The organism is Martelella sp. FOR1707, assembly GCF_053484265.1.
This window is the reverse complement of sequence record NZ_JBAKFP010000002.1, coordinates 459788-485090: the sequence shown is the minus strand read 5'-3', so window position 1 is coordinate 485090 and position 25303 is coordinate 459788. Positions and strand designations below refer to the sequence as shown.

39 protein-coding genes and 1 pseudogene are annotated in these 25303 nt (G+C 61.5%); 19 read left to right on the top strand and 21 right to left on the bottom strand.

Annotation, left to right across the window (positions count from 1 at the left end; genetic code table 11):
- Positions 1 to 3: 3 nt before the first annotated feature.
- The 9 genes from V6765_RS06175 to V6765_RS06135 are packed head-to-tail and all read right to left on the bottom strand — an operon-like array spanning position 4 to position 6159.
- The gene (locus V6765_RS06175; protein ID WP_448427263.1) at positions 4 to 333 is read right to left on the bottom strand and encodes a hypothetical protein; all 330 of its coding nucleotides are present in this window, start codon (positions 331 to 333) and stop codon (positions 4 to 6) included.
- Positions 333 to 509, bottom strand: a complete 177-nt coding sequence (locus tag V6765_RS06170; RefSeq protein ID WP_448427262.1) for a hypothetical protein — start codon at positions 507 to 509, stop codon at positions 333 to 335. Before V6765_RS06170 ends, V6765_RS06175 begins: the two co-directional genes overlap by 1 nt.
- On the bottom strand, positions 500 to 892 hold the full coding sequence (locus tag V6765_RS06165; protein WP_448427261.1) for a hypothetical protein: 393 nt from the start codon (positions 890 to 892) through the stop codon (positions 500 to 502). The genes V6765_RS06170 and V6765_RS06165 overlap by 10 nt, the downstream gene beginning before the upstream one ends.
- Positions 889 to 1893 carry a phosphoadenosine phosphosulfate reductase domain-containing protein gene (locus V6765_RS06160; RefSeq protein WP_448427260.1) on the bottom strand — a complete coding sequence of 335 codons (1005 nt, stop codon included), beginning with the start codon at positions 1891 to 1893 and terminating at the stop codon, positions 889 to 891. Before V6765_RS06160 ends, V6765_RS06165 begins: the two co-directional genes overlap by 4 nt.
- Positions 1890 to 4634: a DNA methyltransferase gene (locus V6765_RS06155; RefSeq protein ID WP_448427259.1), complete on the bottom strand. Its 2745-nt coding sequence runs from the start codon at positions 4632 to 4634 to the stop codon at positions 1890 to 1892. The genes V6765_RS06160 and V6765_RS06155 overlap by 4 nt, the downstream gene beginning before the upstream one ends.
- A complete protein-coding gene (locus V6765_RS06150) occupies positions 4631 to 5143 on the bottom strand; it encodes a GcrA family cell cycle regulator (protein ID WP_448427258.1) in 513 nt (170 codons plus the stop codon). The genes V6765_RS06155 and V6765_RS06150 overlap by 4 nt, the downstream gene beginning before the upstream one ends.
- Positions 5143 to 5427, bottom strand: coding sequence for a hypothetical protein (locus tag V6765_RS06145; RefSeq protein ID WP_448427257.1), 285 nt, complete (start codon positions 5425 to 5427; stop codon positions 5143 to 5145). The genes V6765_RS06150 and V6765_RS06145 overlap by 1 nt, the downstream gene beginning before the upstream one ends.
- Positions 5427 to 5882, bottom strand: coding sequence for a hypothetical protein (locus V6765_RS06140; RefSeq protein ID WP_448427256.1), 456 nt, complete (start codon positions 5880 to 5882; stop codon positions 5427 to 5429). The genes V6765_RS06145 and V6765_RS06140 overlap by 1 nt, the downstream gene beginning before the upstream one ends.
- A complete protein-coding gene (locus V6765_RS06135; RefSeq protein WP_448427255.1) occupies positions 5866 to 6159 on the bottom strand; it encodes a hypothetical protein in 294 nt (97 codons plus the stop codon). Before V6765_RS06135 ends, V6765_RS06140 begins: the two co-directional genes overlap by 17 nt.
- An 88-nt stretch (positions 6160 to 6247) precedes the next feature.
- Between V6765_RS06135 and V6765_RS06130 the strand changes: the two genes are divergently transcribed.
- Positions 6248 to 6556 (top strand): hypothetical protein, encoded by a 309-nt coding sequence (locus tag V6765_RS06130; protein ID WP_448427254.1) that lies wholly within the window; start codon positions 6248 to 6250, stop codon positions 6554 to 6556.
- Between the two features lie 14 nt (positions 6557 to 6570).
- On the opposite strand, the gene V6765_RS06125 is transcribed toward V6765_RS06130, so the two are convergent.
- Both V6765_RS06125 and V6765_RS06120 read right to left on the bottom strand, forming a co-directional pair.
- A complete protein-coding gene (locus V6765_RS06125; protein WP_448427253.1) occupies positions 6571 to 6756 on the bottom strand; it encodes a hypothetical protein in 186 nt (61 codons plus the stop codon).
- The gene (locus V6765_RS06120) at positions 6753 to 6959 is read right to left on the bottom strand and encodes a helix-turn-helix domain-containing protein (RefSeq protein WP_448427252.1); all 207 of its coding nucleotides are present in this window, start codon (positions 6957 to 6959) and stop codon (positions 6753 to 6755) included. Before V6765_RS06120 ends, V6765_RS06125 begins: the two co-directional genes overlap by 4 nt.
- A 20-nt stretch (positions 6960 to 6979) precedes the next feature.
- Here V6765_RS06120 and V6765_RS06115 point away from each other — a divergent pair, with 20 nt between their 5' ends.
- From V6765_RS06115 to V6765_RS06035, 17 genes and pseudogenes are all read left to right on the top strand, one after another.
- On the top strand, positions 6980 to 7642 hold the full coding sequence (locus tag V6765_RS06115) for a LexA family transcriptional regulator (protein ID WP_448427251.1): 663 nt from the start codon (positions 6980 to 6982) through the stop codon (positions 7640 to 7642).
- Between the two features lie 71 nt (positions 7643 to 7713).
- A complete protein-coding gene (locus V6765_RS06110) occupies positions 7714 to 8004 on the top strand; it encodes a hypothetical protein (protein WP_448427250.1) in 291 nt (96 codons plus the stop codon).
- 342 nt (positions 8005 to 8346) lie between these two features.
- Positions 8347 to 8793 carry a hypothetical protein gene (locus V6765_RS06105; protein ID WP_448427249.1) on the top strand — a complete coding sequence of 149 codons (447 nt, stop codon included), beginning with the start codon at positions 8347 to 8349 and terminating at the stop codon, positions 8791 to 8793.
- 63 nt (positions 8794 to 8856) lie between these two features.
- A complete protein-coding gene (locus tag V6765_RS06100; protein WP_448427248.1) occupies positions 8857 to 9279 on the top strand; it encodes a hypothetical protein in 423 nt (140 codons plus the stop codon).
- Positions 9276 to 9548: a hypothetical protein gene (locus tag V6765_RS06095; RefSeq protein ID WP_448427247.1), complete on the top strand. Its 273-nt coding sequence runs from the start codon at positions 9276 to 9278 to the stop codon at positions 9546 to 9548. The genes V6765_RS06100 and V6765_RS06095 overlap by 4 nt, the downstream gene beginning before the upstream one ends.
- Positions 9545 to 9793 carry a hypothetical protein gene (locus tag V6765_RS06090; protein ID WP_448427246.1) on the top strand — a complete coding sequence of 83 codons (249 nt, stop codon included), beginning with the start codon at positions 9545 to 9547 and terminating at the stop codon, positions 9791 to 9793. Before V6765_RS06095 ends, V6765_RS06090 begins: the two co-directional genes overlap by 4 nt.
- Positions 9790 to 9945: a hypothetical protein gene (locus tag V6765_RS06085; RefSeq protein WP_448427245.1), complete on the top strand. Its 156-nt coding sequence runs from the start codon at positions 9790 to 9792 to the stop codon at positions 9943 to 9945. The genes V6765_RS06090 and V6765_RS06085 overlap by 4 nt, the downstream gene beginning before the upstream one ends.
- A 3-nt stretch (positions 9946 to 9948) precedes the next feature.
- Positions 9949 to 10257 (top strand): Arc family DNA-binding protein, encoded by a 309-nt coding sequence (locus V6765_RS06080; RefSeq protein ID WP_448427244.1) that lies wholly within the window; start codon positions 9949 to 9951, stop codon positions 10255 to 10257.
- Positions 10254 to 10913, top strand: a complete 660-nt coding sequence (locus V6765_RS06075; RefSeq protein WP_448427243.1) for a hypothetical protein — start codon at positions 10254 to 10256, stop codon at positions 10911 to 10913. The genes V6765_RS06080 and V6765_RS06075 overlap by 4 nt, the downstream gene beginning before the upstream one ends.
- A 10-nt stretch (positions 10914 to 10923) precedes the next feature.
- Positions 10924 to 11301 (top strand): hypothetical protein, encoded by a 378-nt coding sequence (locus V6765_RS06070; protein ID WP_448427242.1) that lies wholly within the window; start codon positions 10924 to 10926, stop codon positions 11299 to 11301.
- A 2-nt stretch (positions 11302 to 11303) separates the two neighbouring features.
- The gene (ssb, locus tag V6765_RS06065; protein WP_448427241.1) at positions 11304 to 11771 is read left to right on the top strand and encodes a single-stranded DNA-binding protein; all 468 of its coding nucleotides are present in this window, start codon (positions 11304 to 11306) and stop codon (positions 11769 to 11771) included.
- Positions 11772 to 11782: 11 nt separating this feature from the next.
- Positions 11783 to 12046, top strand: a complete 264-nt coding sequence (locus V6765_RS06060; RefSeq protein WP_292051985.1) for a DUF2312 domain-containing protein — start codon at positions 11783 to 11785, stop codon at positions 12044 to 12046.
- Positions 12046 to 12375, top strand: a complete 330-nt coding sequence (locus tag V6765_RS06055; protein WP_448427240.1) for a hypothetical protein — start codon at positions 12046 to 12048, stop codon at positions 12373 to 12375. Before V6765_RS06060 ends, V6765_RS06055 begins: the two co-directional genes overlap by 1 nt.
- Positions 12376 to 12398: 23 nt before the next feature.
- Positions 12399 to 13520: a DNA polymerase III subunit beta gene (gene dnaN / locus V6765_RS06050; protein WP_448427239.1), complete on the top strand. Its 1122-nt coding sequence runs from the start codon at positions 12399 to 12401 to the stop codon at positions 13518 to 13520.
- A 2-nt stretch (positions 13521 to 13522) separates the two neighbouring features.
- Positions 13523 to 13690 (top strand): annotated as a pseudogene (locus tag V6765_RS06045) (helix-turn-helix domain-containing protein); the annotation flags it as partial.
- 17 nt (positions 13691 to 13707) lie between these two features.
- Positions 13708 to 14820, top strand: coding sequence for a tyrosine-type recombinase/integrase (locus V6765_RS06040; RefSeq protein WP_448427238.1), 1113 nt, complete (start codon positions 13708 to 13710; stop codon positions 14818 to 14820).
- A complete protein-coding gene (locus V6765_RS06035) occupies positions 14817 to 15308 on the top strand; it encodes a GIY-YIG nuclease family protein (RefSeq protein ID WP_448427237.1) in 492 nt (163 codons plus the stop codon). Before V6765_RS06040 ends, V6765_RS06035 begins: the two co-directional genes overlap by 4 nt.
- Positions 15309 to 15506: 198 nt before the next feature.
- On the opposite strand, the gene V6765_RS06030 is transcribed toward V6765_RS06035, so the two are convergent.
- From V6765_RS06030 to V6765_RS05990, 9 genes are all read right to left on the bottom strand, one after another.
- Entirely contained in the window at positions 15507 to 15635 is a 129-nt protein-coding gene (locus V6765_RS06030; protein WP_448427236.1) for a hypothetical protein, read from the bottom strand.
- 367 nt (positions 15636 to 16002) lie between these two features.
- The gene (locus V6765_RS06025; protein ID WP_448427235.1) at positions 16003 to 16836 is read right to left on the bottom strand and encodes a polyphosphate kinase 2 family protein; all 834 of its coding nucleotides are present in this window, start codon (positions 16834 to 16836) and stop codon (positions 16003 to 16005) included.
- A gap of 70 nt (positions 16837 to 16906) precedes the next feature.
- A complete protein-coding gene (locus tag V6765_RS06020; protein ID WP_448427234.1) occupies positions 16907 to 19450 on the bottom strand; it encodes a plasma-membrane proton-efflux P-type ATPase in 2544 nt (847 codons plus the stop codon).
- Positions 19451 to 19612: 162 nt separating this feature from the next.
- The gene (locus V6765_RS06015; RefSeq protein ID WP_018062787.1) at positions 19613 to 20134 is read right to left on the bottom strand and encodes a MerR family transcriptional regulator; all 522 of its coding nucleotides are present in this window, start codon (positions 20132 to 20134) and stop codon (positions 19613 to 19615) included.
- Positions 20135 to 20283: 149 nt separating this feature from the next.
- Positions 20284 to 20628 carry an integration host factor subunit alpha gene (locus tag V6765_RS06010; RefSeq protein ID WP_230721976.1) on the bottom strand — a complete coding sequence of 115 codons (345 nt, stop codon included), beginning with the start codon at positions 20626 to 20628 and terminating at the stop codon, positions 20284 to 20286.
- Positions 20629 to 20730: 102 nt separating this feature from the next.
- Entirely contained in the window at positions 20731 to 21699 is a 969-nt protein-coding gene (locus tag V6765_RS06005; RefSeq protein ID WP_448427233.1) for a beta-ketoacyl-ACP synthase III, read from the bottom strand.
- 54 nt (positions 21700 to 21753) lie between these two features.
- Positions 21754 to 22800, bottom strand: a complete 1047-nt coding sequence (gene plsX / locus V6765_RS06000) for a phosphate acyltransferase PlsX (protein WP_448427232.1) — start codon at positions 22798 to 22800, stop codon at positions 21754 to 21756.
- Between the two features lie 134 nt (positions 22801 to 22934).
- Positions 22935 to 23510, bottom strand: coding sequence for a YceD family protein (locus V6765_RS05995; protein WP_448427231.1), 576 nt, complete (start codon positions 23508 to 23510; stop codon positions 22935 to 22937).
- Positions 23503 to 24087: a ubiquinol-cytochrome C chaperone family protein gene (locus tag V6765_RS05990; RefSeq protein WP_448427230.1), complete on the bottom strand. Its 585-nt coding sequence runs from the start codon at positions 24085 to 24087 to the stop codon at positions 23503 to 23505. Before V6765_RS05990 ends, V6765_RS05995 begins: the two co-directional genes overlap by 8 nt.
- A gap of 255 nt (positions 24088 to 24342) precedes the next feature.
- Between V6765_RS05990 and V6765_RS05985 the strand changes: the two genes are divergently transcribed.
- Positions 24343 to 24876 (top strand): outer membrane protein assembly factor BamE, encoded by a 534-nt coding sequence (locus tag V6765_RS05985; RefSeq protein ID WP_448427229.1) that lies wholly within the window; start codon positions 24343 to 24345, stop codon positions 24874 to 24876.
- Positions 24877 to 24941: 65 nt separating this feature from the next.
- Here the strand turns inward: V6765_RS05985 and V6765_RS05980 are convergent, their stop codons facing one another.
- Positions 24942 to 25289 (bottom strand): hypothetical protein, encoded by a 348-nt coding sequence (locus V6765_RS05980; protein ID WP_448427228.1) that lies wholly within the window; start codon positions 25287 to 25289, stop codon positions 24942 to 24944.
- Between the last annotated feature and the right edge of the window lie 14 nt (positions 25290 to 25303).

The following is a 25303-nucleotide window of genomic DNA, read 5'->3' as shown; positions in this document are numbered from 1 at the left end:
CCTTCACTCCGCAGCCTCCCTTACCGCCCGCACCAGCGGCGCCAGATCGCGCTCGTTCGCCGGCCGCAGCGCATGGCTGCGGGTGCGGATCGAAAGCACGTCGTCCAGCGCCCGCCCCTCGGCCGTTGCGCCCCATGTCTCGCGAAACGCGGTGATATAAGCCGCCCCGGCCGACCACTGCGAAAGCAGATAAGCCTTCGTCACGATCCGCATGTTTTCCATGCGGCCAAAATCCAGCCCATGCGCCTCCATCGCCCGCGCCGCCTCATGGCGGTTCATGGCAATCACCAGCAGGATCGGCACCCGCTCGCCGCGCATCCGGTACCGCCGCATCAGCCCGCCTCCCGCGTCCGCATGGGCCGCTCGCCCCATTCGGCAAGCTTCTCCCGGCGCAAGGCTTCCGCCTCCCGCCGCTCTGCCTCGCTCAAAACCCGCCACGCATCGCGCGCCAGGCCGAACACGCCGAACTCGCGCTTTTCCCAGTCGGCGTTCAACTCGATCAGTGCCATTTGCTCGCCTTCCTCGCTGTTGCCTGTCGATTCGGTTCGCTGGCGATCGCGGCCGCGCGTGGCGCATCGACAGCCGCCGGCGCATCCGGCCTGCGGTCGCGCGCGGCAATCATCGCCTCGATCTTGTCCATGAAGGCCTGCGGCGCGGTCACCAGTTCACCCGCCGCCCAGCGCTCGGTCGCCAGCCGCTGCATGTACCGGCTCTGAGATGTCTCGAAATGCCAGAGACCCCGGTGCAGAGACCCGGCCGGAATATCCTCGATCCCCTCCGGGGTGGTGACGATCTCGGCCCAGTCCGGCAACCCGTAAAGCCCGATCCCGAACACCGTCAGGCAGGCGCGACGCGCATCGTCGGTGATGATGTAAAGCCGCTTGCCGCTCATTCGCACGCCCCCCACTGATTGCACGCGGTCCCGAACGCATCGCCAGCGGCGAGCAGCGCGTCATACTGTCGGCCGCCGCGCGAGGTTTTCGACCATTCCACACGGGCGCGGATACCCACGCGGCTCAACGACCAGTCGTAATCGTCATCTCGCCAGCCATCGGCCAGCAGCGGATCATCGGTCATATTGAAGAAGGTCGAACTGCCGCGCTTGCTCACGGCGCTGACGATCGCCTCCCACTCCTCGATCTTGTCGATATGCTCGGGAAAACGGCCTGCGATCTCGCGGATTTCGGCCTTCTTGCACATGATGCACGGCATGCAGCCGACCCTCATCATGCCGTGGTCGTATAACGGGTTCCACGCCACGCCATGCCGGCGATGAAACGCGAAAACATCCTGAGTCGACCAGTCGATCAGCGGGCGATACGCATATGTCGCCCAGCCCTGCGCACGATCCTGCTCTGCCTTCGGGAAGGAGTAGGGAACCGAATTGATGCTCTGGAATTTCGGCAAAACGGAACGCGCAAGGCTCTCTTCGGCGCGAACACCCTGCCAGGAAATCACTGTCTCGCCAGCTTCCAGAACCGGCCTCTGAACAGCCAGATACATAGGCTCCAGTTTCAGCACGTCGGTGCAGAACCGGGTTTTGGCCGAGGGAAACCGCGTTTTCCAAAGGCACAGATCGAGGAAAGGATTTCCCGTGGGCCAAAGCAGCGACAAAGCGCGGTCAACGGTCTCCTGCGCCACGCCATCGATCGGCCACCGCCGCGCGATATAGTCACGCTTCTTGGCCAGACGCTCGCTCAAATCCGCCTTGACCCATCGGATCGGCGGGCCGCCGGTTTTCTCGGGAAGCGAGCGGACGAAATCATAGGTCCAATCGTGCTCGTTGCCGGTGTCGGCAAACACGGCCTCAAACGGCAACCCGCGTTCGATCGCCCGCAGGTATGTCGCCGTGCTGTCTTTTCCGCCTGAAACGGAAACGATTTGCCGCATCATTCCGCTGCCGCCTTTCCGGAGGCATCTTCCTCCATCAGGTCGAACAGGCTCGGCATCGCCATCTTCTCGGCCTCCGCCTGCACATATTTGCAGCCGTCGAGGAAATAGCCCGGGTTCAGCTCGGTCGCGATCGCCTGCCGCCCCAGCCGTATCGCCCGGTAGGGCACCGTCATCAGCCCGCCGAACGGGTCGAACACCGTCTCGCCGGCTTGCGTATATTGCGCGATCGCCCGGTCCACGATGTCGAACTGCAGCGGGCAGAGATGCATTTCCTTGCCCGCCGCCGCCTGCAGCGTGTTCATGGAAAGCATCCGCGTCACATCGGTCCACACATCCTCATGCTTGGAATGCGGCGGCAACAGCATGAAGGTCGAGGGCAGCATGCCTCGCTCCTCCAGCGTCTCGGCAATCTTCACGTGATGCTCGAAATCATAGACCGCATCCAGGCTATAGGCCTTCCACAGTTTGAAAATCTGGTGGTGCTCCAGCCCGGCAAGCTCCTGCGCCGTCAACTGCCGCTCGCCGGAGGAAGGCATGAACCCATGCGCATCAAGCTGCCACCGCGCCCGCGAATAGCCGTCTTTGTTCGACCATGCGCCTCTACCGGCATCTGTAGTTTCCGGGGATGGATACCCTTGTTCAGCCCACTTCTCCGGGTCTTGGAGCTCCATGTTGGGGTCGACGCCAAGGTTTCGCCCCCGCAACCATTCACGTTTCGGCTTCTTCACCGGTTCGTCGGCATAGCTGTTGGATGCATCGCTCGGCGGCTTGCGGAAGATAAGCAGATATTCCGGCATGCCATTGCCCATCTTGGTCCCGTCCTTGCACTGCTCCGACCACCCCAGCCGGTAAGTCTGGTTGTTCTCACGCACCACATCGGTGGTAATCGTCTTGCGCGACATGAACCCGAAACCGTGCTGAACAAACCGCCGCACGCAATCATCGGAAAACGGATAGACCGTCTGAAACCCGAGCCCGGTCATGCCGCCCGGCACGATCCGGTCCTTCACATGGATCGCCGCGATCCGCCCCGGCTTCATCACCCGCAAGAGCTCGGGGATCAGAAAATCCATCTGCCGCCAGAAATGGTCATTGTCGTCGGTATGGCCGAAATCGGCATAGTTCGGCGAATATTCATACTGCGTGGAAAACGGGATCGAGGTCACGATCAGGTCGACGCTGTCGGCCGCCATCGTCCGCGTTTCCATCACACAATCATTGTTGATCAGCCGGAACCCCGGCCCGGAAACCTCGATCCGCTCCACGCCCAGCGCGCGCGTCAGGCTTTCCGCCATCGCGGCGGCAGACAGTCCGTATTCCTTGATGATCCCGGTCATGATCGCCCTCTGCTCTATGTGGCGTTTCCACTTCGCCTCCAGCGCCTCGCGCACCGGCCGCTCGGCCTCGGTGTAGATCAGGTCGAGACGCACTTCGTGCGTTTGGAGAAAGCGCTGGATGCGGTGCACCGCCTGGATGAAATCGTTGAACTTGAAGCCGATCCCGAGGAAGATCGCCCAGTGGCAATGCCGCTGGAAATTGCAGCCCGAACCCATGATCGAGGCCTTGCCCGCAAGCTCCGGCAACCGCCCCTCGGAAAAGTCGATGATCCGCTGTTCGCGCGTGTCGAGGTCGAGAGAACCGTAAACCGTGGCGATCCCCGGTATCGCGGCCTCGATCGCCGCCCGCTCGGCCTCCAGATCGTGCCAGATCAGCCGATGCGCGCCCGGATCCTCGGCGCGGATATCCATCATCTTCGAAACACGCGCGGGCAGGCTCTCCCGCTTCTCGCGCGCGGCATCGGAAAGGCTGGCCGCCGCATTGCGCAAAAGCCGCCCCTGCCCGTTCTTCTCGGCGCCTGCCGAGGCATGGTCGGCGGGCAGTTCATGCCAGCGCACGTCGATCGCCGGCAGGTCATAGCCCTCGTCGGAAAAGCCGAGATCGGAGGGCTTTTCGACAAAAAGCCCCCAGCTCGCCACCCACAGCCAGAACTCGCGTTCCTTGTGCGGATGGATCGTCAGGCTGTCGGCCTTCTCGGAATTGCGCTTGAAGAACCGCGTCTTCGCCTGGCCGACATCCATGATCTCGAGAAACGCGGAATAGGCCAAGAGCTCGATAAATTCGTTCGGGCTCGGCGTCGCGGTCGCGACAAACTTGTAGGCGATCCCGTCGAACAACCGCATGAACTCGCGAAACGTCTTCGTGCCGCCAAAGCCGCGCAGGCAGCTCGCCTCGTCCAGCGAGGCACAGGTGAAAGCCCGCGGATCAAGCTTGCCGTCACGCACCGGCTCGTAATTGGTCAGGTAAAGCCCGGTCTCGCCGGCCTGGTCGATCGAACGGATGAATTTCACGCCATAACACCGATCGGCCCGCCCCTTCCGCCATTTGGCAAGGTCGTGCCGCTGCCGGTCGGTAATCTTCGGATGTTCGCCGGTTTCCAGCATCGCCGCGTCCCGGCGAAACTCCTGCCGCACGCCAAGCGGCATAACGATCAGCCCGCGCCCGCCGGCATGCGCCAGCACCAGCCGCATGATCTCAAGCTGAATGACGGTCTTGCCCAGCCCGAAAGCCGCGAAGATCGCCCGCCGCCCGCCAAGGCAGGCCCATTTGACGATCGCGCGGTGGTGCGGCAGCAGGATCGGGTTGATATCGTCATCCTCGACGACAAACCCGCCTACCTTCGCCATCTGAACCTTGGCCTTCAGGAAATCGACATACCCGCTCAGATCGGTACACACGTTCATGCCGCCCTCCCCTCGCGCGGGCGATAGACAACGCGGCAATGCGCCGGGCACCAGCTCTTGCCTTCCACGACTTCAGCCCCGCAAAGCGGCATCGCCGCATCGTCCGGCGCATCGAAGGCGGAAACCGGAAACCGGCATTCCCCCGCGCCAACGCTGAGCGTCGTCTTCGGCACAACGGCAGGCAGCCGATAGCGCGAAAGATCGCCGCTCGCGCCCTCCGGCCATGCCGGCTCGACCTGCCGCACAACGGGCTCTACCCGCGCCACCGGCCTTTCTTTCGCTACAAGCCTGCGCGGCGCTTCCACCGGAACGGTCTTGCCCCGGTCCTTGCGCGGCCTGCCGCCTGCGGCGTTCTTCGACTTTTCAAAGAGATCGCGATTGCGATTGGCAAGGCCGGTCATCGCGCTCCGGCTCACGCCGAAATATTCGGCAAGCTGGGCAAAGCTCATGCCCTCCCGCTTCAGTGTCGCGGCGCGGGCGATCTTCTCGCGTGTCCAGTCCGTCCGCATCAGCGCCCCTCCCCGCAGGTAAACGGCGCGTCATAGATGTCGTTACCCCCGCACACATGGCACATGCTGAAACCGCAAACCTCGGTCAGCCTGCAGGCGCGCGGCGGCTGAGGCTTGCGCCCCTCCCGGCCGATGGCATGCCCAGGCATCCGCGCCCGCATCTGCTCCGGCCCGCGCCAGTCGCGCCCGCCTTCCACGGCCAGCCGCGCCCGCATGTCGGTATGCGCCTCATAGCCATGGGAAAAAGGCAGAGGGATCGGAATGATGCGGGCAAGCTCGTTCATCACACCCGCCCCATGATCGGCAGGAAAACCCGCATGAACTTGTCGAGGTCGCGAAGAACGGCGCGCCGTTCCGCCTCGTCAAGCCTGCCGTCATTGGCAAGACCTTCATGCATGCTGGTCAGCAATTTACCGAAGGCCACATTCGCCGTCGAAATATCGGAAAAGCCGAGATCATGCGCATGGTCCGCGCCATCGGCCGAGACCAGCCGGAACCCCTGCGCGGCCGCAAGGGCTGCGGCGATGATCGGCGCGCCCGCCTCGCGGTCGGCCTCAAGCGCCACGTCCAGCGGCATGAAGGTCTCGGCATGCTCGTCGCCGGCAAGCCCGTATTTGGAAAGCTGCGCGGCCGAGACCCGCGAGACCAGCGAAAGCGCCTCGCCGCCGCCCGCCGCCTTCACCGCCCGCCGCGTCGCCGCCTTCAGCGCGCGCCCGTCGTCTTCAGTGATCACGCGCATGGCGAGCCTCCGGAAAATGCAAGGAAGATTTTTCGAAAAATTCTGCGGTGATCCGCCCCGCGCGCTGGCCTACGGTCACCCCATCGAACAACGGAGAACACGACCATGCACAGCAATCCCGCCCGGCCTGTCCGGCAGGAACGAACAGGCCGGGCCGCAACCGCGCATTTCCCGCGGGCGGGGAGGAGGAGCGCCCGATGCGCGGAAGCGGAAGCAACTCGGCAATCACGAAAAGCGAGATGATGATCCCCCAGGCTATGGCGGCGAGGAACTTCATGTCAGCACCCCGACTCGACGGTCGCCGGCCGCCAGTGCATCATCGCAACGTCAGACCAGATATTCCCGGACAAAGGAGAAGAAGACCCATGAGCGAGCACGATGTTGAAATTCGGCGCGAGATCGAAACCATGCGCCGCGAGCTTGCGGCCGTTCAGGCGGTGAACGAACAGATCACCACCTGCTTCATGGCCTCGATTGCCGCTCTCACGGACAATCCGCCGGAATATATCCGGGGCATTATGATCAAGGTCGAGGACGCTCTCGCGAAGGCCGCGCGCGCCGCGGAGAAAGCCGATCCTGAGACCAAGCAGCGCGCCGACGATGCGGTCGCCTACGCCAACGATCTTTCGCTGCGAATGATTGCCGCGATCACGCCAAGGGACAGGCCGCAATGATTTCCACACGGTCATCAATAATCCTCCCACTCGTCTTTCAGGTCGTCGGCCAGGTCCTCGCCGTGCAGGGCGCAGCCCTCGCCGATCAGGAACAGCGTCCAGGCCGCGAAAGACCCCACGCAAAGCCCCACGATCGGCGGCATCGCCGAAAACGCGGCAACCGCCAGACCGGCCATGATGATCAGAACAAGCCGGGTCATTGGGCGGGCTCCTGGGGCAACAGGAAGTCATTGGGCATGACGAGGCCGTCAGTCTTTTCGGCAATCGCAATCATCTGCTCCCGCCTCGGCACCCGCTCGCCATACATCCACTTGCGGACGCCGCTTTCAGAAACGCCGCCCACCAGAGCCGCAAAGGCTTCTGGCGTGATGTTCTTCTCTGTGAGGTACTGTTTCAGCTTCATGATCGCTGAAGTTACACAATATGGGGAATATCGACAACCCCAAAATGGGGCGCGACAGATTTTTTCAGCCGCGTATCTTCCCTGCTATGGGTAACAAGCTGAAATTCTTTCGAGAAAAAGCGCGCATGACGCACGAGCAGGCCGGGGAAGCCATGGGCGTTTCCCGAAGCCAGTACATAAAGCTCGAGCGCAATGAGAGACGGCTGACCATCGACTACATCGAGCGCGCGGCATCCGCTTTCGGCGTGTCACCAGCCGATATAGTCTCAGACGACCCTCCCCCAACGAATGTCCCGCTTGTGGGCTACGTTGGTGCGGGTGCCGAGGTTCAGCCAGATTTTGAACAGGTCCCGCCGGAGGGCTTGGAACAGATACACATCCCCTTTGCACTTCCCGCTGAAATGATCGCTTTCCAGATCCGGGGAGACTCCATGCTGCCCGTCTATCGCGACGGCATGGTGCTTGTGGTCTATCGCGAACAGCGCCGGCCGGGAGAATGGTTTTTTGGCAAAGAGGCCGTAGTGCGCACCGAAGACGGTCGGCGCTTCGTCAAGACCATCATGCGCGGCAACCCGACAACACTCTATTCAACAAACGCGCCCCCGATCGAAAATGCCGTGCCGGTCTGGCTTGGCGAGATTTTCGCCATCCTGCCGCGTGAGAGCTTGGGGAATGGAGCCTGATCTAATGGAAGAATGATCACTCGCCTATTCCATGGCCGAAGAGGCGAAGAACGCCAATAGGAGGCAAAGAGATGGAATTTACGATAAACTACGACGTCAATGATCCTGTGCGGTCCCTAGGCGCATTGGCATCCGCATACGGCTCTGCCTTACGATTGGCGGTCGATCAGCTAGCCGAGCTTCAAGGCACAGACGACCTGTCATGGCTGGATGATCTTCGCTCTCAAGCGATTTTCCATGCCAAAGGCCTAGATACCGAAGATATCCCTGTAGAAAGCGAGGCGCGCATCATGAGGTTCTCCATCGAGAACTTGGAGGCGTTCTTTGATGCTGCGCGCGCGGGCATTATCGAAAAAGGATAAACCCGCCTTGCCATTAAGGCACCAGACCGCATTCCTGCAATCCATTGACATGATGACAAAGTCATCTGGCTTTAGTGCTGCGGCGCTATCACACATGTAACCACTCCTTGATCTGACTGCCAAAAGCCCGCCTCGTGCGGGCTTTTTTTTTGTGGCCACGGACAATGGCCGACAATAGGCGACAATAGCGCACAATAAAAATTACACAATATGGGGTTGCTATAATCCCCATTTTGGGTAACATCTCTCCCCAGCAGGCCAACCGTCCGGCCCGCACCCCGCCGCCGCGCAGGCCCGTTCCCCACCCGCGCGGCGGCATCACCCCACGGGAAGGAAGAGATGATGACCGACGAACAGATCGACCACATGGTTGAGCGCTTTCTAACATGGAAACTACCGGAAGACTTTGAGCCCGATGGAGGCATCAGCTTTCGGAAAAAGACCATAGGCGGCGACGGTTGGGAGGAAACCTACAAACCCGTTGGCACCAATCTTCTTAACGCGAGACAAGCCGAAGCTATGGTTTGCCATATGCTCAGCGGCCTGCCGGCATCCTCAGGTACAGGATACCCGGCGAGCGAGTTCCAGCTTGGCGACGACGTTTATCTTTCGCCGAGGGAGAGCGGCGGCGAACGCACCGGCAAGGTGGTCGGCTACGTCACGTTCTCCGACAAGAGCATGGGCTATTGCGTTTCTCACCTCGACCCTCAGGTAAGGCTGCCGAGGCTATCCGTCTTCCGCGCGTTTGAAATCCGCAAGTACGACTTGCCGTCCTGTTTGAGCTTCTAACCCCGTTCCGCTCCGGTGTCCGGCTCCCCGCGAGCCGGCATCCCGAACGGAACGGAGGTTCACATGGCAGATGCAATGACAAGGCTGCTCGACAGCATCGAGGCGACAGGCGATCAGGATGATCAGCTTTCGCCGCGCGACCTGTATGAAGCCTACCGGCAATACGCCCGCGACGCTGGCGAGACCACCGTATTGTCCTCGGGCAGCTTTCACCGCCGCATTGTCCACGAGATGGCAGCGTGCGGCATTCACACGCGTCGTTCGGACAAACGTGTCTTCGATGGCGTCCGCCTCAATCGTGTTGCTTGCACACCCTCAGTCGAAGATTGCGATCACGAAACGGGATCGATCATTGCCCTGGCGCAGTTTGACGCACTCATCAAAGTCGTCGAGCAGCGCCCGACAACTTGGCAAGCGTTCTGGATGATCGTCCTCGCCGTTCTTGCCGTCAGCGCGGCCATGGAAGTCTCGGGAGGCTGGTCATGAGCATTCACGCACCCAAGGTCATCCTCATCGGAGGCTGGCACACGGCGGACGGCCGGAAGTCGCGCCCAATCCGCTATGTGCGGCAGGATGACGACGGCCGCCCCTGCGCCATGGAAGCCTTCGTCGCCGCCCTGCTCGCCGCAGGCCTCGACGCCCCCGTCATCAAGGGCGCGATCAGCGCATGGATCAAGGGCAACTGGCAAGCCGCCCTCCTCCCCCTCTCCGACGACGCCCGCGCCCGCCTGAAAGGCGAAGGCGGTGCGGCATGAGCGACGATATCAAGGACGCGCGGCGAGCGCTCGATGCATCTAAAGCCATCGTCGATGGCCGATGGCCGACGGATAATATGCCGTCGATCATGGTGACGCTTGAGCACGTGGTCGCGACCGTACTTCTGGCAACATGCGACTGTGACGCGAGAAAGGCGGCCGGCTTGCTCAATGAGGGCCTTGTGCCAAGGGTCGAAGAGCGCATCGCGCTCTACGCCAGCCGCAAGCAAGGCGGTGCATCATGACCGCCCGCCACCCGCTCACCGAGGCCGATTGCGCCGCCATGCGCCGCGCCCTGTGGCCCGCCATCATCGCCGGCCTTGCCATCCTCATCATCACCGCCGCCCACCAGCTCGCCGCCTACGAGGCAGCGATCGCGGCCAGCACAGGAGTGTGACGCATGACATCTGAGAACCGAACCAACATCGACGGATACCAGCTGAGACTTCCGGTCGGCGCGCGCGATGAAATCAAAGCCGCCGCCGCCGAAAACGGTCGCTCAATGAATGCTGAAATCTTGGCGCGCATCAGCGCCAACGCCGCCTTCTCGATGAGAGACAGGTTCGCGATGGCCGCCATCACCGGATACATCGCCTCGATGGCGGACCCGGATAGCGGCGGCCCGCACAACCGCTACAACGAGGAAGTCGCGCAGTATGGCTACGACATAGCCGACGCGATGCTCAAGGTCAGAGGTCACGCGCCATGATCCCCCGCCTCACCGAATACCCCGTCCACGCCTTTCGCCCGACCGGAACGCTGGTCGATCTTGGCGCGCCGGATGCCGCCGAGATATTCTTTGACCAGATCGCGCAAGGCCTGTCGAAGATCGCCCGTTTCAACGGCACGGCGCCCGGCCCGGCCTATTCCGTCGCCCAGCATTCCGTCATGGGCGCCGACGCCCTGTTGAACGAGGGCGCGGATCATTTCACCGCGGCGCTGTTCCTCATTCATGATGCCCATGAGCACCTCATCGGCGACTGGACGCGCCCGGCCCAGCAACTGATCGCCGCCACCATCCGCGCGGAAAGCGCCGAGGCGGCGAACCACTTCATGCTCGCGACCGCGCGCATCAAGGAAGGCTGGGATCGCGCGATCTGCCACGCCGCAGGCCTGCCCCCGCCCGAGCACTGGACCAATGCCCGCCACGCCGCCGTGCATGACATGGACAACCGCATGCTGCGCGCCGAGGTGCAAGCCCTGTTCGGCCCCGCCGCCGCCCGCACGCTGCCGCTCTCGAAGCCGCCGAAAACGCGCGGCGCAATCAAGCCCTGGCCGCCCATGAAGGCCGAGGAAAAATTCAACGACATGTGCCGCCTCCTGCCGATCTTCGCCGGTCAGCAGCCCCGCGCGGCCAGAGTGTGAGGAAAACGAGATGCCGAAATTCGAACGTGGCGACCGTGTGCGCAAGAGACACGGTTCATCATGGCATGGCCGCATCGTCGGCGAGTATTCCACGGACCTGACCCCGCAGGGCTATTGCGTCGAGAGCCTTCTGGAAAAAGGCTCCGTCCAGATATATCCGGGGCATGCGCTTGAGCTGTTGCCAGCGGAAAAGCCGCCGAGCCGGCAGGAATTCATTGACCGTTTCGTGAAGGAAATGGTCCGCGTCGCTGGCGATCGCTTCACCGGCGGCCAATCGATCGCCGACTATGCGGCGGAGATCGCCCCCTCGTATTTCGATGATGTAGGCCAGCGCACCGACGGACCGGAGTCCTGCGCGCTCGCCGATATTGATTGCTGGGAGCGCTGATCATGGCAGGTTCCGTCAACAAGGTCATCCTGATCGGCAATCTCGGCCGCGATCCGGATATCCGCACAACGCAGGATGGCCGCAAGATCGCCAGCCTGTCGATCGCCACATCGGAAAGCTGGCGCGATCGCGCCACCGGCGAGCGCAAGGAACGCACCGAATGGCACCGCGTCGTCATCTTCTCCGAAGCCCTGGCGAAGATCGCCGAGCAACACCTGAAGAAGGGCGCGAAGCTTTATATCGAGGGCCAGCTTTCCACCCGCAAATACCAGGGCAATGACGGCCAGGACCGCTACACAACAGAAATCGTGCTGAACGGCTTCAACGCCGTCCTCACCATGCTCGACAGCACCGGCTCAAACCGCCCGCCGCCCGCGACCGATCCCGACGATTACGGCCGCGAAACCACGCGTGAGCCGGCCCGCGACCTGCCGTCCCGCGAAAATCTCGACGACGACATTCCGTTCTGAGGAGAACCCACATGACAGATGCACATGGCATTGCCCGCGACCAGTTGCGTTCGATCATCGAACGGATCGAGCGGCTGGAAGAGGAAAAGAAGACCATCGCCGACGACATCAAGGATGTCTACGCCGAGGCCAAGGGCACGGGCTTCGACACAAAGGCGCTCCGCAAGATCATCGCGCTTCGCAAGAAGGACGAACAGGAGCGCATGGAAGAGGAAACCGTGCTCGACACCTACATGATCGCGCTCGGCATGATCCCCGCGCCGGAGGATGCGTGATGTCGAGGACCTTCGAACTTGAACTCACCGTCGCCATTCCCGCCGAACTGGCGTGCAAGGAACTGAGCGACGGGGAAATCCGCAACGAGTTTTTCGATCGAGGCCTCGGTGAAGCCTATCGCAAGGAAATTCTCGACGATCTTTCGGATGACTTCATCAAGGAGGAGTTCATTGAACGCGGCATCACCAGCGTGCCCGATGATACCGCTGAAATCGAGCACCTTGGTCGCCTGATTGCAGCCGGCAAATCTCTTGAGGCACTCGAGCTTCTGAGAGAGATCGCCCCCCCACGCCCAGCTCATGGCGCCGCAGACGCAAATGCGGATTGAAGCGTTCTACAAGGAGCCCGCCCATGTTCACCGCTGAAAAATCCGCGCTTCTCTCCGCGCTCGAAACGGCCAACAGCGCGGTCGAGCGCCGCAACACCATCCCGATCCTCGCCAATGTCCTCTTTGAGCGGGCGGACGATCCGGACAGGCTCACGCTGCGGGCAACGGATCTGGATATCGAGATCACCGTCAGCTTCGCGGCCGATGCGGCGGAAGGCTTCGAGCCCTTTACGGTCTCGGCCGCCATGCTGCTGTCGATCGTCAAGAGCCTGCCCGACGGCGCGATCACCATCGCCAATGCGAACGCCAAGGCCAACGCCCTGCACGATGTCACGGTCAAATCCGGCCGCTCGAAATTCCGCCTGCCCGTTCTCCCGGCCGAGGACTTCCCCACCCTGCCGGAGATGACCGCCAAGCCCATCACCGTCGACGCCCAGCCCTTCCGCCAGGCGCTCGTTGAAACGGCGTTCGCCATGGCGCCGGCGAAGGACACGCGCGACTATCTGAAGGGCGTCTATCTTCACCGCCGCAAAAGCGATTTCGCCCTCGTGGCGACCACCGGCCATTATCTGTCGGTCAGAGTCATCGATGCCTTCGACAGCCCGAAGGACCTTCCCGGCGTCATCATCTCCGACAAGATGGTCGGCATCCTCGTCAAGGCGCTGCCGGAGACCGGAACCGTATCGCTGCGGCTGGACGAACGCCGCATCTCGGCCGTGATCGGCAATCGCACGATCACGGCGAAGCTGATCGGCGCGACCTATCCGGATTACCCACGCATGATCGCCGCCGGCCTGGACGATGCCGTCACGGTGGAACGCAAGAAGCTGCTGGAGGCCACAAAGCGCGTCGGCCTGGTGCTGACCGCCATGAGCAAGGCCGCGTCCCTCACCTTCGCCAACGGCCAGCTGACGATCGAGGCCGCCGACCGCGAGGCCGGCGACGCCAGCGAGGAAGTCGAGATCGAAGGCGAGATCGAAAAACGCATCGGCGTCAACCAGCAATACCTCGCCGCAGCACTCGACCATATCCCCGGCGCCCGCATCGCGATCAACACCGGCGACGCGGCCAGCCAGCAGCTCAGGCTCACCAGCCCGGACGGCCACGAAGACGACCTGATCATCATCATGCTGATGCGGGGGTAACGATGAGCGAAGGGCTTCTTAACGCCGATCAGGCGGCAAGCTATCTCAATATCTCGAAAAAGCAGCTTGCCCACTTGACGCAGGCGGGAAGCCTGCGCTGGATTAATATCGGCCTCGGCGAGAAACGGCCGACGCGGCGCTACACCCGGGCCGATCTCGATGAGTTCATTGATGCGAGGAGGTGCGAGTGTCAGTCTACAAGCGATCAGGCGAGGCGACATACTCTTACGACTTCGTCGTCCGGGGTCGTCGATTTTCGGGGAAAACTGGCGCAACTTCGAAGCGGGAAGCAAAGCGCGTCGAAGACAGCATCAAGGAATCGGTCCGCGCCGAACTGATCGCCGCCGAGACCCGCCCGGCCGATCGCATGACCTTCGAGGAGGCGGCCTCGCGCTGGTGGCTGGAAATCGGCCAGCATCACAAGAATGTCGAAACCACGCTCCAGGTCCTCGCTTGGTTGAACGACGCCGTCGGCAAGAACACCGATCTGGCGAAGATCGATGACGCCCGGATCGCGGCGATCGTCGCCAGACGCCGCGGCGAACATATTAAGGGCGATCCGAAGCGCCCCCTCGTCTCGGCGGCCACCGTCAACCGCACCTGCACCCAGCCGCTGCGCGAAATCATGCTGCGCGCGAAAAATGTCTGGAAGGTCAAGACAGCCGACTTCCATTTCGGTCAGCACCTGTTGAAGGAACGGCAGGAACGCGTCCGCGAGGCGAGCGCGGCCGAGGAGGACAGGATCCTGTCGCAGCTCAGCCCCGGCTATGCCGAGGCGGTTCTGTTCGCCTTCCTCACCGGTTGCCGCCGCATGGAAATCCTCGGCCTCAGATGGCCGCATGTCGATTTCTTCGGCCGCCAGTTCACGGTCACCGGTAAGGGTGACAGGCGGCGCGTGATCCCGATGTCGCAGGCGATCTATGATCTGTTGTGGTCGCAGAAGGACCACCACCCCGAAATCGTCTTCACCTACGTCGCCAGGCGCACGCTGAAGAAGCGCAACCTGGTCAAGGGTCGCCGCTATCCGCTGACGGAAGCAGGCCTCAAGACGGCCATGCGCCGCGCCGTCCCGGCCGCCGGCGTCGAGGATTTCCGCTTCCACGACACCCGCCACACGGCGGCAACCCGCGTCTTGAGAAAATCAAACCTCCGCGTCGCCCAGCGCCTCCTCGGCCACGCCGATATCCAGACGACAACGAAGTATGCCCACGCCCTGGACGAGGACATCCGCGCCGCCCTGGACGCGGCGTCGCCAACGGCAAACCCAAGGCAGGGAGAAGAAAGGAAAGCCAACGGATGACCATCTACAAGCGTGGCGACAGCGAGCATTTCTCTTACGATTTTTGGCTTGAAGGGCGGAGATATTCCGGCAACACCCAAACGGACGATTATGACGAGGCGATCGCAATTGAGCGCACGATCAAAGCGGAGATCGTAACGATCAGCCCACTTTGCCGCTCAGTCCTTAAGCGAGCACGGCGAAGGTTGCCGCCAAAGCTTTCGGCATCGGCCGGATACGTCTATTTCATAAAGAGCAGTTACTTTGTGAAAATAGGCTACTCGAACGATCCGAACGAACGGATCAAGAAAATTTTCACGTCGACGCCATTTGATTGTGAACTGCTGTTCTGCATCAGAGGGACGCTACAACTCGAGCGTCAACTCCATAGCGAGTTCGCGGCCTGCCATTACCAGAAAGAATGGTTCTTTCATTGCGGCAAGCTAAAGGCTTTTCTGAAAGAGTTCGAAGCAGAGCAGCGACAATCAGTCCCACAGGAATTACCGTAGAGGCGCTCAAATATCTGCGTAAATGCTTGAAATTTCAGGGGCTATCTGGAAATGCGGCTCACCGCCCCCCAGTCAAGTGCGCTACCGGGCTGCGCTACACCCCGACCAACCGTCTAGACGGCCCGTCCCCTTTAGACTTTCGCTCAGGCAGGCGCAAGAGGCAAAACCGGGTTTGCGCACAAAAACCGCGACAGGTTTTCAGACAGCCGTGGTTTGCCAGAAGAGAGGTACGGGCTGGATAGCGTCCAGGCCTGCGCCGAATGTCGATGAAAGAAAGGGGAAGACAGAGGAGATCAGGCCGGTCATTGCGACGATGAAGGTCAGCAAAAACCACTTCCTGTTGGCAAACGGAGTTGGCGTGTAACATACCGAGCAGACCACTCCGCCATAGCGAAGGCGATGCCTGCAATTCCCGCACCGAAAAAGACGCATATCGGCTCTCCTGAAGCCGTCACAATAAGTAAATTAAAACACACCTCCGCTTTTTATTCAATATAAATAGCGCTATATCCGGAATATATCACAATACTTACATATAAGTTAACACTATAACAAAATAAACTAATAATATTACTTTGATATCGCCGTCATCTATCCAAGAATAAATTGCGATAAATCTATTTTATCCTTGGATGATTTTTCAGGCGAGAGAGGAAATTGCGCTTCCAACCAGCGTTGGGACCAGTCCGGCCATTCACTGCTCGCGCACGGCGTGATGATAGCGACGATAAATCTCATTGATATCCACCGTCGGCCGCGGGCTTTCAATCTGCATATCTAGCATCGCGCGGTGAATGATGTCAGCGGCCGCCAGATTGCGGAACCACTTGCGGTTGGCGGGGATCACATACCAGGGCGCATGGGCCGTGGAACAATGGGAAAGCATGGCCTCATAGGCCTCGATATACTCGTCCCAGCGATCGCGCTCAGCGTAATCCGAGGCGGAAATCTTCCACTGCCGGTCCTTGTCCTCCAACCGCTTCTCGAACCGCTCGAGCTGCTCATCCTTCGAGATATAGAGGAAGAACTTGACGATGGTGACGCCGTTTTCGGTCAGAAATTCCTCGAAATTGTTGATCTGGTGATACCGCTTCGACCATTCCTGCTTGGAAACCAGATTGTGCACGCGAGCCACCAGAACGTCCTCGTAATGCGAGCGGTTGAAGACCGCCACCTGGCCCATAGCCGGCACGCGCTGGTGCACGCGCCAGAGAAAATCATGCGCCTTCTCGACCTCCGTCGGCTGCTTGAAGCTCGCGACATATGTGCCCTGCGGGTTCATGGCGCGGATCACGTGCCAGCAGACCCCGTCCTTGCCAGCCGCGTCAATGCCCTGCAGCACGATCAGCAGCGCATGCTTCTTTTCCGCATAGAGCATTTCCTGCAGCGGCGTGATTTCGTCCAGTATCCCGGAAAGCTTCTCCTTGCCCTCCTCCTTGCTCTCGATACCGCCGTCCTGGTGCGGATCGATATCGGCAAGCGAAACCGTGCTGCCCGGCTCGATGGCAAGCTTCTTGCGAAAATCCATGACATACTCCCCTGCTCTGCGCTTTCTTCAAACCTAACGCACGAGCGGCAAAAACGGCATTAAATTGTCACTACCGGAACAGGCGCTCGTTCATCACATCGATCGACATCGCCCGGCGCGCGCTGCGGTTTTCGAGCACATGATCGATGCCGATCCGCACCAGCCCGAGCACGAACAGCCAGGCGATGAGGTAGACCCAGACGAGACCGATCACCAGCCACGGGATTTGCGGGACCAGAATGCCGAAACCGCACATCAGCACCGCCACGAGCTGCGTGGCGACCATCGCGATCAGCAAGGGCGCCGCCGGATAGGGCCTTTTTGTGAACCAGTTTTCCTTGCGCGCGACCAGCAACAGCAGGTGGCCGCCGGCGACAAGCTGCAGGAACATCATCGATTGCAGATGCGCAGTGTCCGTTATGCCAAGTCCCGGCCAGCGCGCCGGCTCCGACATCACCTCCATGCCCATCAGCAACAGCCCGAAGGACTGCACGATCGAGGCAAAGCCCAGAACAGCCGCGACCGTCAACAGATGCGGCATTCGCCAGCGGATCGGCTGATCCGAAACGGTGGTATTGTCATAGGCGACCGTCATGATCGGGATATCGTCAAGCAGCGACATCAGCACGATCATGATCGGCGTCAGCGGCTGGAAACCGAGGAAGATCGTCGACAGCACCACCAGGAACATGATCGTCATGGTCAGCGCAACGCGATAGACGGTGTAGCTGGTGATCCGCCCGAAAATCCGCCGGGCCTCGTCGATCGCGTTTTCGATCACCGAAAGGCCGGGGGCGGTGAGAATCAGCGCCGCGGCGCTGCGCGCGGCATCGGTTGCACCCGAGACCGCGATCCCGCAATCGGCCTGTTTCAACGCCGGCGCGTCATTGACCCCATCCCCGGTCATCGCCACCAGATGGCCGTTCTTCTGGAACGTCTTGACGATGGCGTATTTGTGCTCGGGGAAGACGCGCGCGAAGCCGTCTGCGGTCAGGATGCGGTTGGCGATCGGCCCCGGAACGTTGTCGGGATCCATGTCCTTGGGGAACACATCCGCCGCGGTGAGAATATTGGTGCCGAGGCCCAGTTGGCGGGCGGTCTCTCGTGCAATCGCGGTATCGTCGCCGGTGATCATCTTCACCGTCACGCCCTTGGCGCGGACATTGTCGATGGTCTGTTTGGAATCGTCGCGCGGCGGATCGTACATCGGCAGAATGCCAAGCAACCGCCAATGCTCGCCGTCATCATCCGAGCGCGCCACTGCGAGCGCGCGATAGCCTTTCTCGCCCAGCGTCGCCACATGGGTATCGACCGCCCTTGCATTCTGCCCACCGCAAAGCGCCACGATCGCATGCGGCGCGCCCTTGGAGACCAGGAACGCCGTGCCATCCGGCCCGGCAACGGCAGCCTCCGTGCGTTTCGAAACCGGGTCGAACGGCGTGAACCGCGAAAGCCGGTATTGCCCAAGCACGGCCTTGTCCGGCAGCGCCGCAATCACCGCGCCGTCGATCGCATCGCTATCCTCGGAACGCGAGGCGAGCGCGCCAGCCAGCACGATCTCGGCGGGATCAGCGCCATCGAGCGGAATCGGATCGCCGAGCGTCAGGATATTCTTGGTCAGCGTGCCGGTCTTGTCGGAGCACAGGATATCGGCCCCGGCCATTTCGTCGATCGAGGACAGGCGCGAGACGATCGCCTTTTCCTTCGACAGCGCCAGCGCGCCGAGCGCCATGGTGATCGAAAACACGGCGGGCATGGCGACCGGGATCGAGGCAACCAGCAGCACCAGCACGAATTGCAGGATCGCCAACGCATCGGCAAGGCCCCAATTATCGGCCTTCACGATGTCGACATAGACCTGAACGGCGACCATGATCAGCGCCAGGACCACGGCAAGCACGATCAGGAAATTGCCGATGTGGAACATCGCCTTCTGCGCCTGGCTGACCGCTCCGGCTCCGGCGACGAGCTTGGCCGTGCGGCCAAAGAACGTGTTGCCGCCGGTAGCGATCACCACGCCGGCCATCTCGCCCTGCTTCACCACGCTGCCGGAATAGGCGAGATCGCCGACCTTCTTGGTAACCGGCAGCGATTCGCCCGTCAGCGCGGCCTGATCGATCGAGGCATAATCGCCGGAGACCAACCTGATATCGGCCGGCACGATGCCGCCGAGATGAATATTGACGATATCGCCGGGCACCAGCGTCGCGGCATCCACCGTCTTGACCACGCCGCCGCGCACCGCGCTTGCCTGCGGGGCGAGCGAGTTCTTCAGCGCGGCAAGCGCATTGGTGGCCTTGCTGTCCTGATAGAATTCGAGGCCCGCATTGAAGAGCAGCAGGCCGAAAATGATGACGAAATCGCCCCTATCGCCGAGCAGAAGCGAGACCAGGGCGGCAGCCTCGATCATGAAGGCGATAGGTCCGACGAAGTGCCGTAGGATCTGCCGCGCCAGACTGGTCTTCTCCTCCGGCAGCGCGTTCGGGCCGTAGGTCGCAAGCCGCCTGGCGGCCTCGTCTTCGGAAAGCCCCGACGCAATATCGGTTTTCAGCTTTTCAACAACCGCGTCGACCGGCGCGTTTTCGAGGTCCGTTCCTGCCGCTTCATCTGCCATCGTCCAACTCCAGCAAGGGCGTTTGCGAAACCGCACGGTCTCGCCACCATAAGTGGAAACAGAACGCAGGCGGTTTGGCAATATGCGTGTACGAAAGGATCGCTACACGAAAAACGCGATATTTGGATGACGTCGATCAAACCGGCATGTTTTTGCCAGCGCCTATCGAACCTGATCGAGAAGCCGCTTGCATTCCAGAAGGTCGGAAAGCACTTCCTTCAGCATCGCGTCGTCGGAACGCGCAAGGCCAAACGCGGGATCGACATCGCCCTCGCCTTCCTTGGCGCGCCGGAAGAAGCTCTTGCCGCTTGCCTTCTTGGGCCGACCGACGACCTGGTCATCGTCGAAGATCGAATGCTGATCCTCCTTGCGGGCCTCCGGCTGGGGCGCAAGCGCCTCGATCAGTTCGGCGTCGCCGCTGCCGACCGCGGTGACAAAGCGATTGCCGTTGCTTTTCAGAAGCTTCTGAACGCCCTTGATGGTGTAGCCGTGATCATAGAGGAGATGGCGGATGCCCTTCAGGAGCTCGATATCCTCGGGCCGGTAATAGCGCCGCCCGCCGCCGCGTTTCATCGGCTTGACCTGGGTAAAGCGCGTTTCCCAGAACCGGAGCACGTGCTGGGGCAGTTCCAGTTCTTCGGCAACCTCGGAAATGGTGCGAAACGCCTCGGGACTTTTGTCCATGCCAGTCAAACGCTCCCCGTTAAAACGCGTCAAGAAAAAGTGGCGGTGGGTTTCCCGTCCAGACGCGCGAAAACACTATCGAATCGCGGCTATTTCATCGCGAACGCGCCGCGATGACAAGGCGGAATCGAAAATTGGCAGGGGACGGATCAGCCAGCCGACTTGGCGGCGGCCTTCTCGGCCTTGTTGCGGCGCATCAGATGCGACTTGAGGATCTTCTGCTTCAGCACGTTGGACGCCTTGAAGGTCATCACGCGGCGGGGCGAGATCGGCACTTCCTCGCCGGTCTTCGGGTTGCGGCCGATGCGCTCGTTCTTGTCGCGCACCTGGAAGGTCGCGAAGGAAGAGAGCTTGACCGTTTCGCCGCGCACGATCGCGTCGCAGATTTCGTCGATCACGGTTTCCACCAGTTCGGCGGATTCCGTTCGCGAAAGTCCCACCTTGCGGAAAACCGATTCGGCCAGGTCCGCGCGCGTCACAGTTTTGCCAGGCATTACCGCATCCCGATTTTGTCTATTTCCCCGTCGCCCAGAACACTATTGCCGACCGGCATGGCGGTCAAGCGCCTGATGGGACGGAATCCGCGATGAGCGCCGCTACCAACGCAAAAGCACCGCGCCCCAGGTGAAACCGCCGCCCATGGCTTCCAGCATTACAGTGTCGCCGCGCTTGATCCGGCCATCGCCGGCGGCAGCGGCCAGCGCCAGCGGGATCGAGGCCGCCGAGGTATTGGCGTGCTGGTCGACCGTGACCACGACCTTTTCCATCGGGATGCCGAGCTTTTTGGCCGACCCCTCGATGATGCGGCGATTGGCCTGATGCGGCACCAGCCAGTCGAGTTCGTCGGCGGCGATGCCGGCCTCGTCGAAGGCGGCCTCGATCACGTCGGTGATCATGCCGACGGCATGCTTGAAGACCTCGCGCCCCTGCATGCGCAGATGGCCGATATCGCCGGTCGTCGATACGCCGCCATCGACATAGAGCTTTTCGCAATGCGCGCCATCGGAGCGCAGGCTGGCGGCGATGATGCCGCGATCGCCCGCCGCCGCGTCGTCGGTCGCCTCAAGGATGATCGCGCCGGCGCCGTCGCCGAACAGCACGCAGGTGGTGCGGTCGGTCCAGTCGAGAAGACGCGAGAAGGTCTCGGCGCCGATCACCAGCACACGCTTCGCCCGCCCCGCGCGGATGAAATTGTCCGCCGTCGTCACCGCGTAGACGAAGCCCGAGCAGACCGCCTGCATGTCGAAGGCGAAGCCGTGGTTCATTCCAAGGCGATGCTGGATATTGACGGCGGTGGCCGGGAAGGTGTTGTCGGGCGTGGAGGTCGCGACCACGATGAGATCGATGTCATCGGGCGTCAGCCCGGCATTGGCAAGGGCTTCGCGCGCGGCGGCCTCGCCAAGCGAAGCCGTGGTCTCGCCCTCGCCCGCGATATAGCGCTGCTTTATGCCGGTGCGCTGCTGGATCCAGCTATCGGAGGTATCGACAAGCTTCTGAAGCTCCTCGTTGGTCACGACGCGTCTGGGCAGGGCTTTACCGAAACCGCAAACGACTGAACGGGTCATGTTTCTTTTCCTTATTGGCAGCAGCAGGGCTGCGTTTATCCGGTATTGCCGGCCTCAGGCCGCTTCCGGACCCATCGGTGATTCGTTACGGGCGTGATACTCGTTCAGATCATGCTGAATCTTGGCCTGCAAGCCGTTGTGAACCATATCGTAGGCCACGTCGATCGCCGAGGCATAGCCTTCCGCATCCGTGCCGCCATGGCTCTTGATGACGATGCCGTTCAGCCCGAGGAACACGCCGCCATTGACCTTGCGCGGGTCGAGCTTGTCGCGCAGCATCTGGAACGCGCCGCGGGCGAGCACATAGCCAAGCCGGGTCATCCAGGTGCGCGACATCGCAGAGCGCAGATATTCGGCGATCTGGCGGGCGGTGCCCTCCGCCGTCTTCAGCGCAATATTGCCGGTGAAACCCTCGACCACGAACACGTCCACGGTTCCGCGCCCGAGATCGTCGCCCTCGACGAAGCCGGCATATTCGAGATTGTCGATATCGGCCTCGCGCAACAGTTTGCCGGCTTCCTTGACCTGTTCGACGCCCTTGACCTCCTCGACGCCGACATTGACGAGGCCGACCGTGGGCTTCTTGATCTCGAAAAGCGCGCGGGCCATCGCCCCGCCCATCAGCGCGAAATCGAGCAATTGCTTGGCATCGGCGCCGATCGTGGCGCCGATATCGAGCACGATGCTCTCGCCCCTCAGCGTCGGCCAGATGCCGGCGATCGCCGGGCGGTCGATCGCCGGCATGGTTTTCAGACAGAACATCGCCATCGCCATCAGCGCACCGGTATTGCCGGCGGAGACAGCCGCATCGGACCGGCCTTCCTTGACCGCGTCGATCGCGCGCCACATGCTGGAGACATTGCGGCCGCGCCTGAGCGCCTGGCTCGGCTTCTCATCCATCTCGACGGTGACTTCGCAATCGATAACCTCAGCCCGCTCGGCAAGCTTCGGATAGCCTGCGAGAAGCGGTTCGATCGCGTCCTTCCTGCCGTAGAGGAGAAAGCTGATATCGGGATGCCGCATCAGCGACTGGGCAGCGCCGCCAATCGCGACTTCCGGCCCGACATCTCCCCCCATGACATCAATGGAAATTCTAATCAAACGTTCCAGGTCCCTGTTTACACGTGCATCGGCGGAGCCGGGCCAAAATACCCTTTTTGCTTCCCGAGACAACTAGGCCGGTTGAAAAACATCAGTTTCCACCGCTTGCAGCCACCCCGCCAATCAGCAAAAATCTATTCGGATTTGTTTTTCCAGTCCTTCAGCGCGGCAAAGGGAGACGGCGCGGCGTCATCTTCCGTGTCATCCCCTTCGGCCGAATCCTCCGGCAAGGCGGCACCGGGCTTGCGCGGATAGGGATCGATCGCAAGGCCGATCGTCTCGATCACCAAGGCGGCGATATCGACCTCGCTTCCGGCGAACGGCTCCGGCTCATCCGGACCGTCTGGATCGACGATCAGCTCGCCTTCCTCGTTGAACTTGCTATGAAACTGGCGGGAATTTTCCGGAAGGAAAGTGGCATCCACCTCCTCCTCGATCGTCGCCTCCAGCGGCTCGAGCGTGACCACGCAGTTCTGGGTGATCTCGGCCCTGACCGTGCCTTTGACCCGGACGCCATCGCGCCGCCACGGGGAAATTCTCAGATCCGCCGTAAGGCTTTCGACAGAGCGGATATCGAGGAAATCCGCTGTCGCCGCGCGCTCCGCCTCAGCGGCCTCCACACGCATGTCGAAGGCGGCGGATGAGGCGCGGGCGACGGCGAACGGCCGTGAGAAGGGCAGCTTTCTGTCTTCGGCGTTTTCTTCAGCCACGGGCAACCTCCGTGCTTTCCGGCACCAGAAAACTCACCATGCCGGTTTCGACCATGACCTCGTCCATGCGCCCGAGATGATCGGCATTGGCCAGCATCCAGCGCGCGAGTTCCGCCATGTCGACCGGCTCGGAGTCGACCCCGTGGAAATTCTGCGAAAGCGCGATCGCGAGCTGGCCGAGATCGCGATCCTGGAGGCAGCGCACATAGCGCTCCAGCCGGCCGTAGAACATGCCGGCGAGCTTCTTCATCCGCTTCGGCACGGAATTGTCGCCGACGCCCAGTTCGCGGATGGAGTAGTCGATGTCGAGAAAGAAGGCGTCGACCACCTCCTGCGAGAGCTGCTTGCCGCTGTCGGAGGACTTCGCGGTGCGCCACAGGAACAGGATCATCACCGATGACAGCATCTCGAAACGACCCATCACCGTGTCCGGCACGTTGTAATCGGTATAAAAACACGGCTGGCGCGCCGTCGTCGTGATCACGCCATACTGGCGCTCCACCACCTGACGGTTGCCGCGTCTTCTGCTGAATAGTCCCAAGGTCGTCCCACTCTCTCTACAAAAATTCCATGGCATCGCACCCGCCCGATGCAATTGCATCCGGACCCAAGCTGGTTTATCCAGTTACACTGGAAAACGCGAAGCTCGATGACGAGCCGACCGAAGATGGCTGCAGTCCCCTGAACCAACCATGGACAATGGTAGTTTGCGCGGGGGCTGGCCGCAACCGGGAATCGTCGCCGGCAACAGGCATTGCCTGAAGCTGGCGAAAGATGAAAACAATCAGCCGGCGGGTTCGCCCGACCGGCGCCGAGACCTGCCAGGGAGTGTATGTTGAAGACGCACGGTGTGAAATTTGATCTGAGGCCGGCCCGACCGGCAGCCGCCGGTGCCCTTGTCGCCGTCACCCTTCTGGTTGCAGGCTGCTCGACCAGCGATGTCATCGGCAGCAAGAACGTCTATTACCAGGGCTATGTCGTCGACGAGCAGATGCTGCAGCTCGTCAAGGTCGGCTCCAGCCGCGAGCAGGTTATTCTGACGCTTGGCGAGCCCTCGACCACCGCGACCTTCGACAACGAGGTGTTCTTCTATATCTCGCAGAAGAAGGAAAAGCGCTTCACCTTCCAGAAGCCGCGCCTCGTCGACCAGGAAATCCTGGCTGTCTATTTCGACGGCAATGGCCGCGTCGAGCGCATCGGCCGCTACACGCTGCAGGACGGCAATGTCATCGACATGGCGACCGAAACGACGCCGACCGGCGGCAAGGACATCACCTTCATCCAGCAGATCCTGCAGGGCACCGGCGGCAGCGCCGCCCGCGACTTCTTCGGCGCCGGCAACAATGCCGGTGTGGTCGGGCCCTAATCCACAAACACAAATGGCAGGCCCCGGGCCTGCCATTTCATTTGAGCAGCGATTTTCGCAGGCGCTCAGTTCGTGCCCTGCATCACCCGTACGACCTTCGGCGAAAGCTGTCCACGCTGAGCGGCCTTGTAATCCTGGTAGGTCAGGTCACCATTGGCCATGCCGGTCACGATGCGCGAGCACAGCAGGGGCAGAGCCTTGGACTTGGTCGTGTCGAGCACGACCGCAATCATGCGTATGTCTTCGACGCTGAGCGCCTTCATCTCGTTGACGCACTCTTTTGAAACTTCCCTCTGCATGGCCTTGCTGCCGGCCAGCGCCGTCTGGGCCACAGCAAATTCATTTGCTTCCTGCGTCGACTGACAACCCGCAAGAAGGCCAAGGCCGAGAGCGGTCACCAAAAGTCTTTTCATGCAATTCCTCTTTT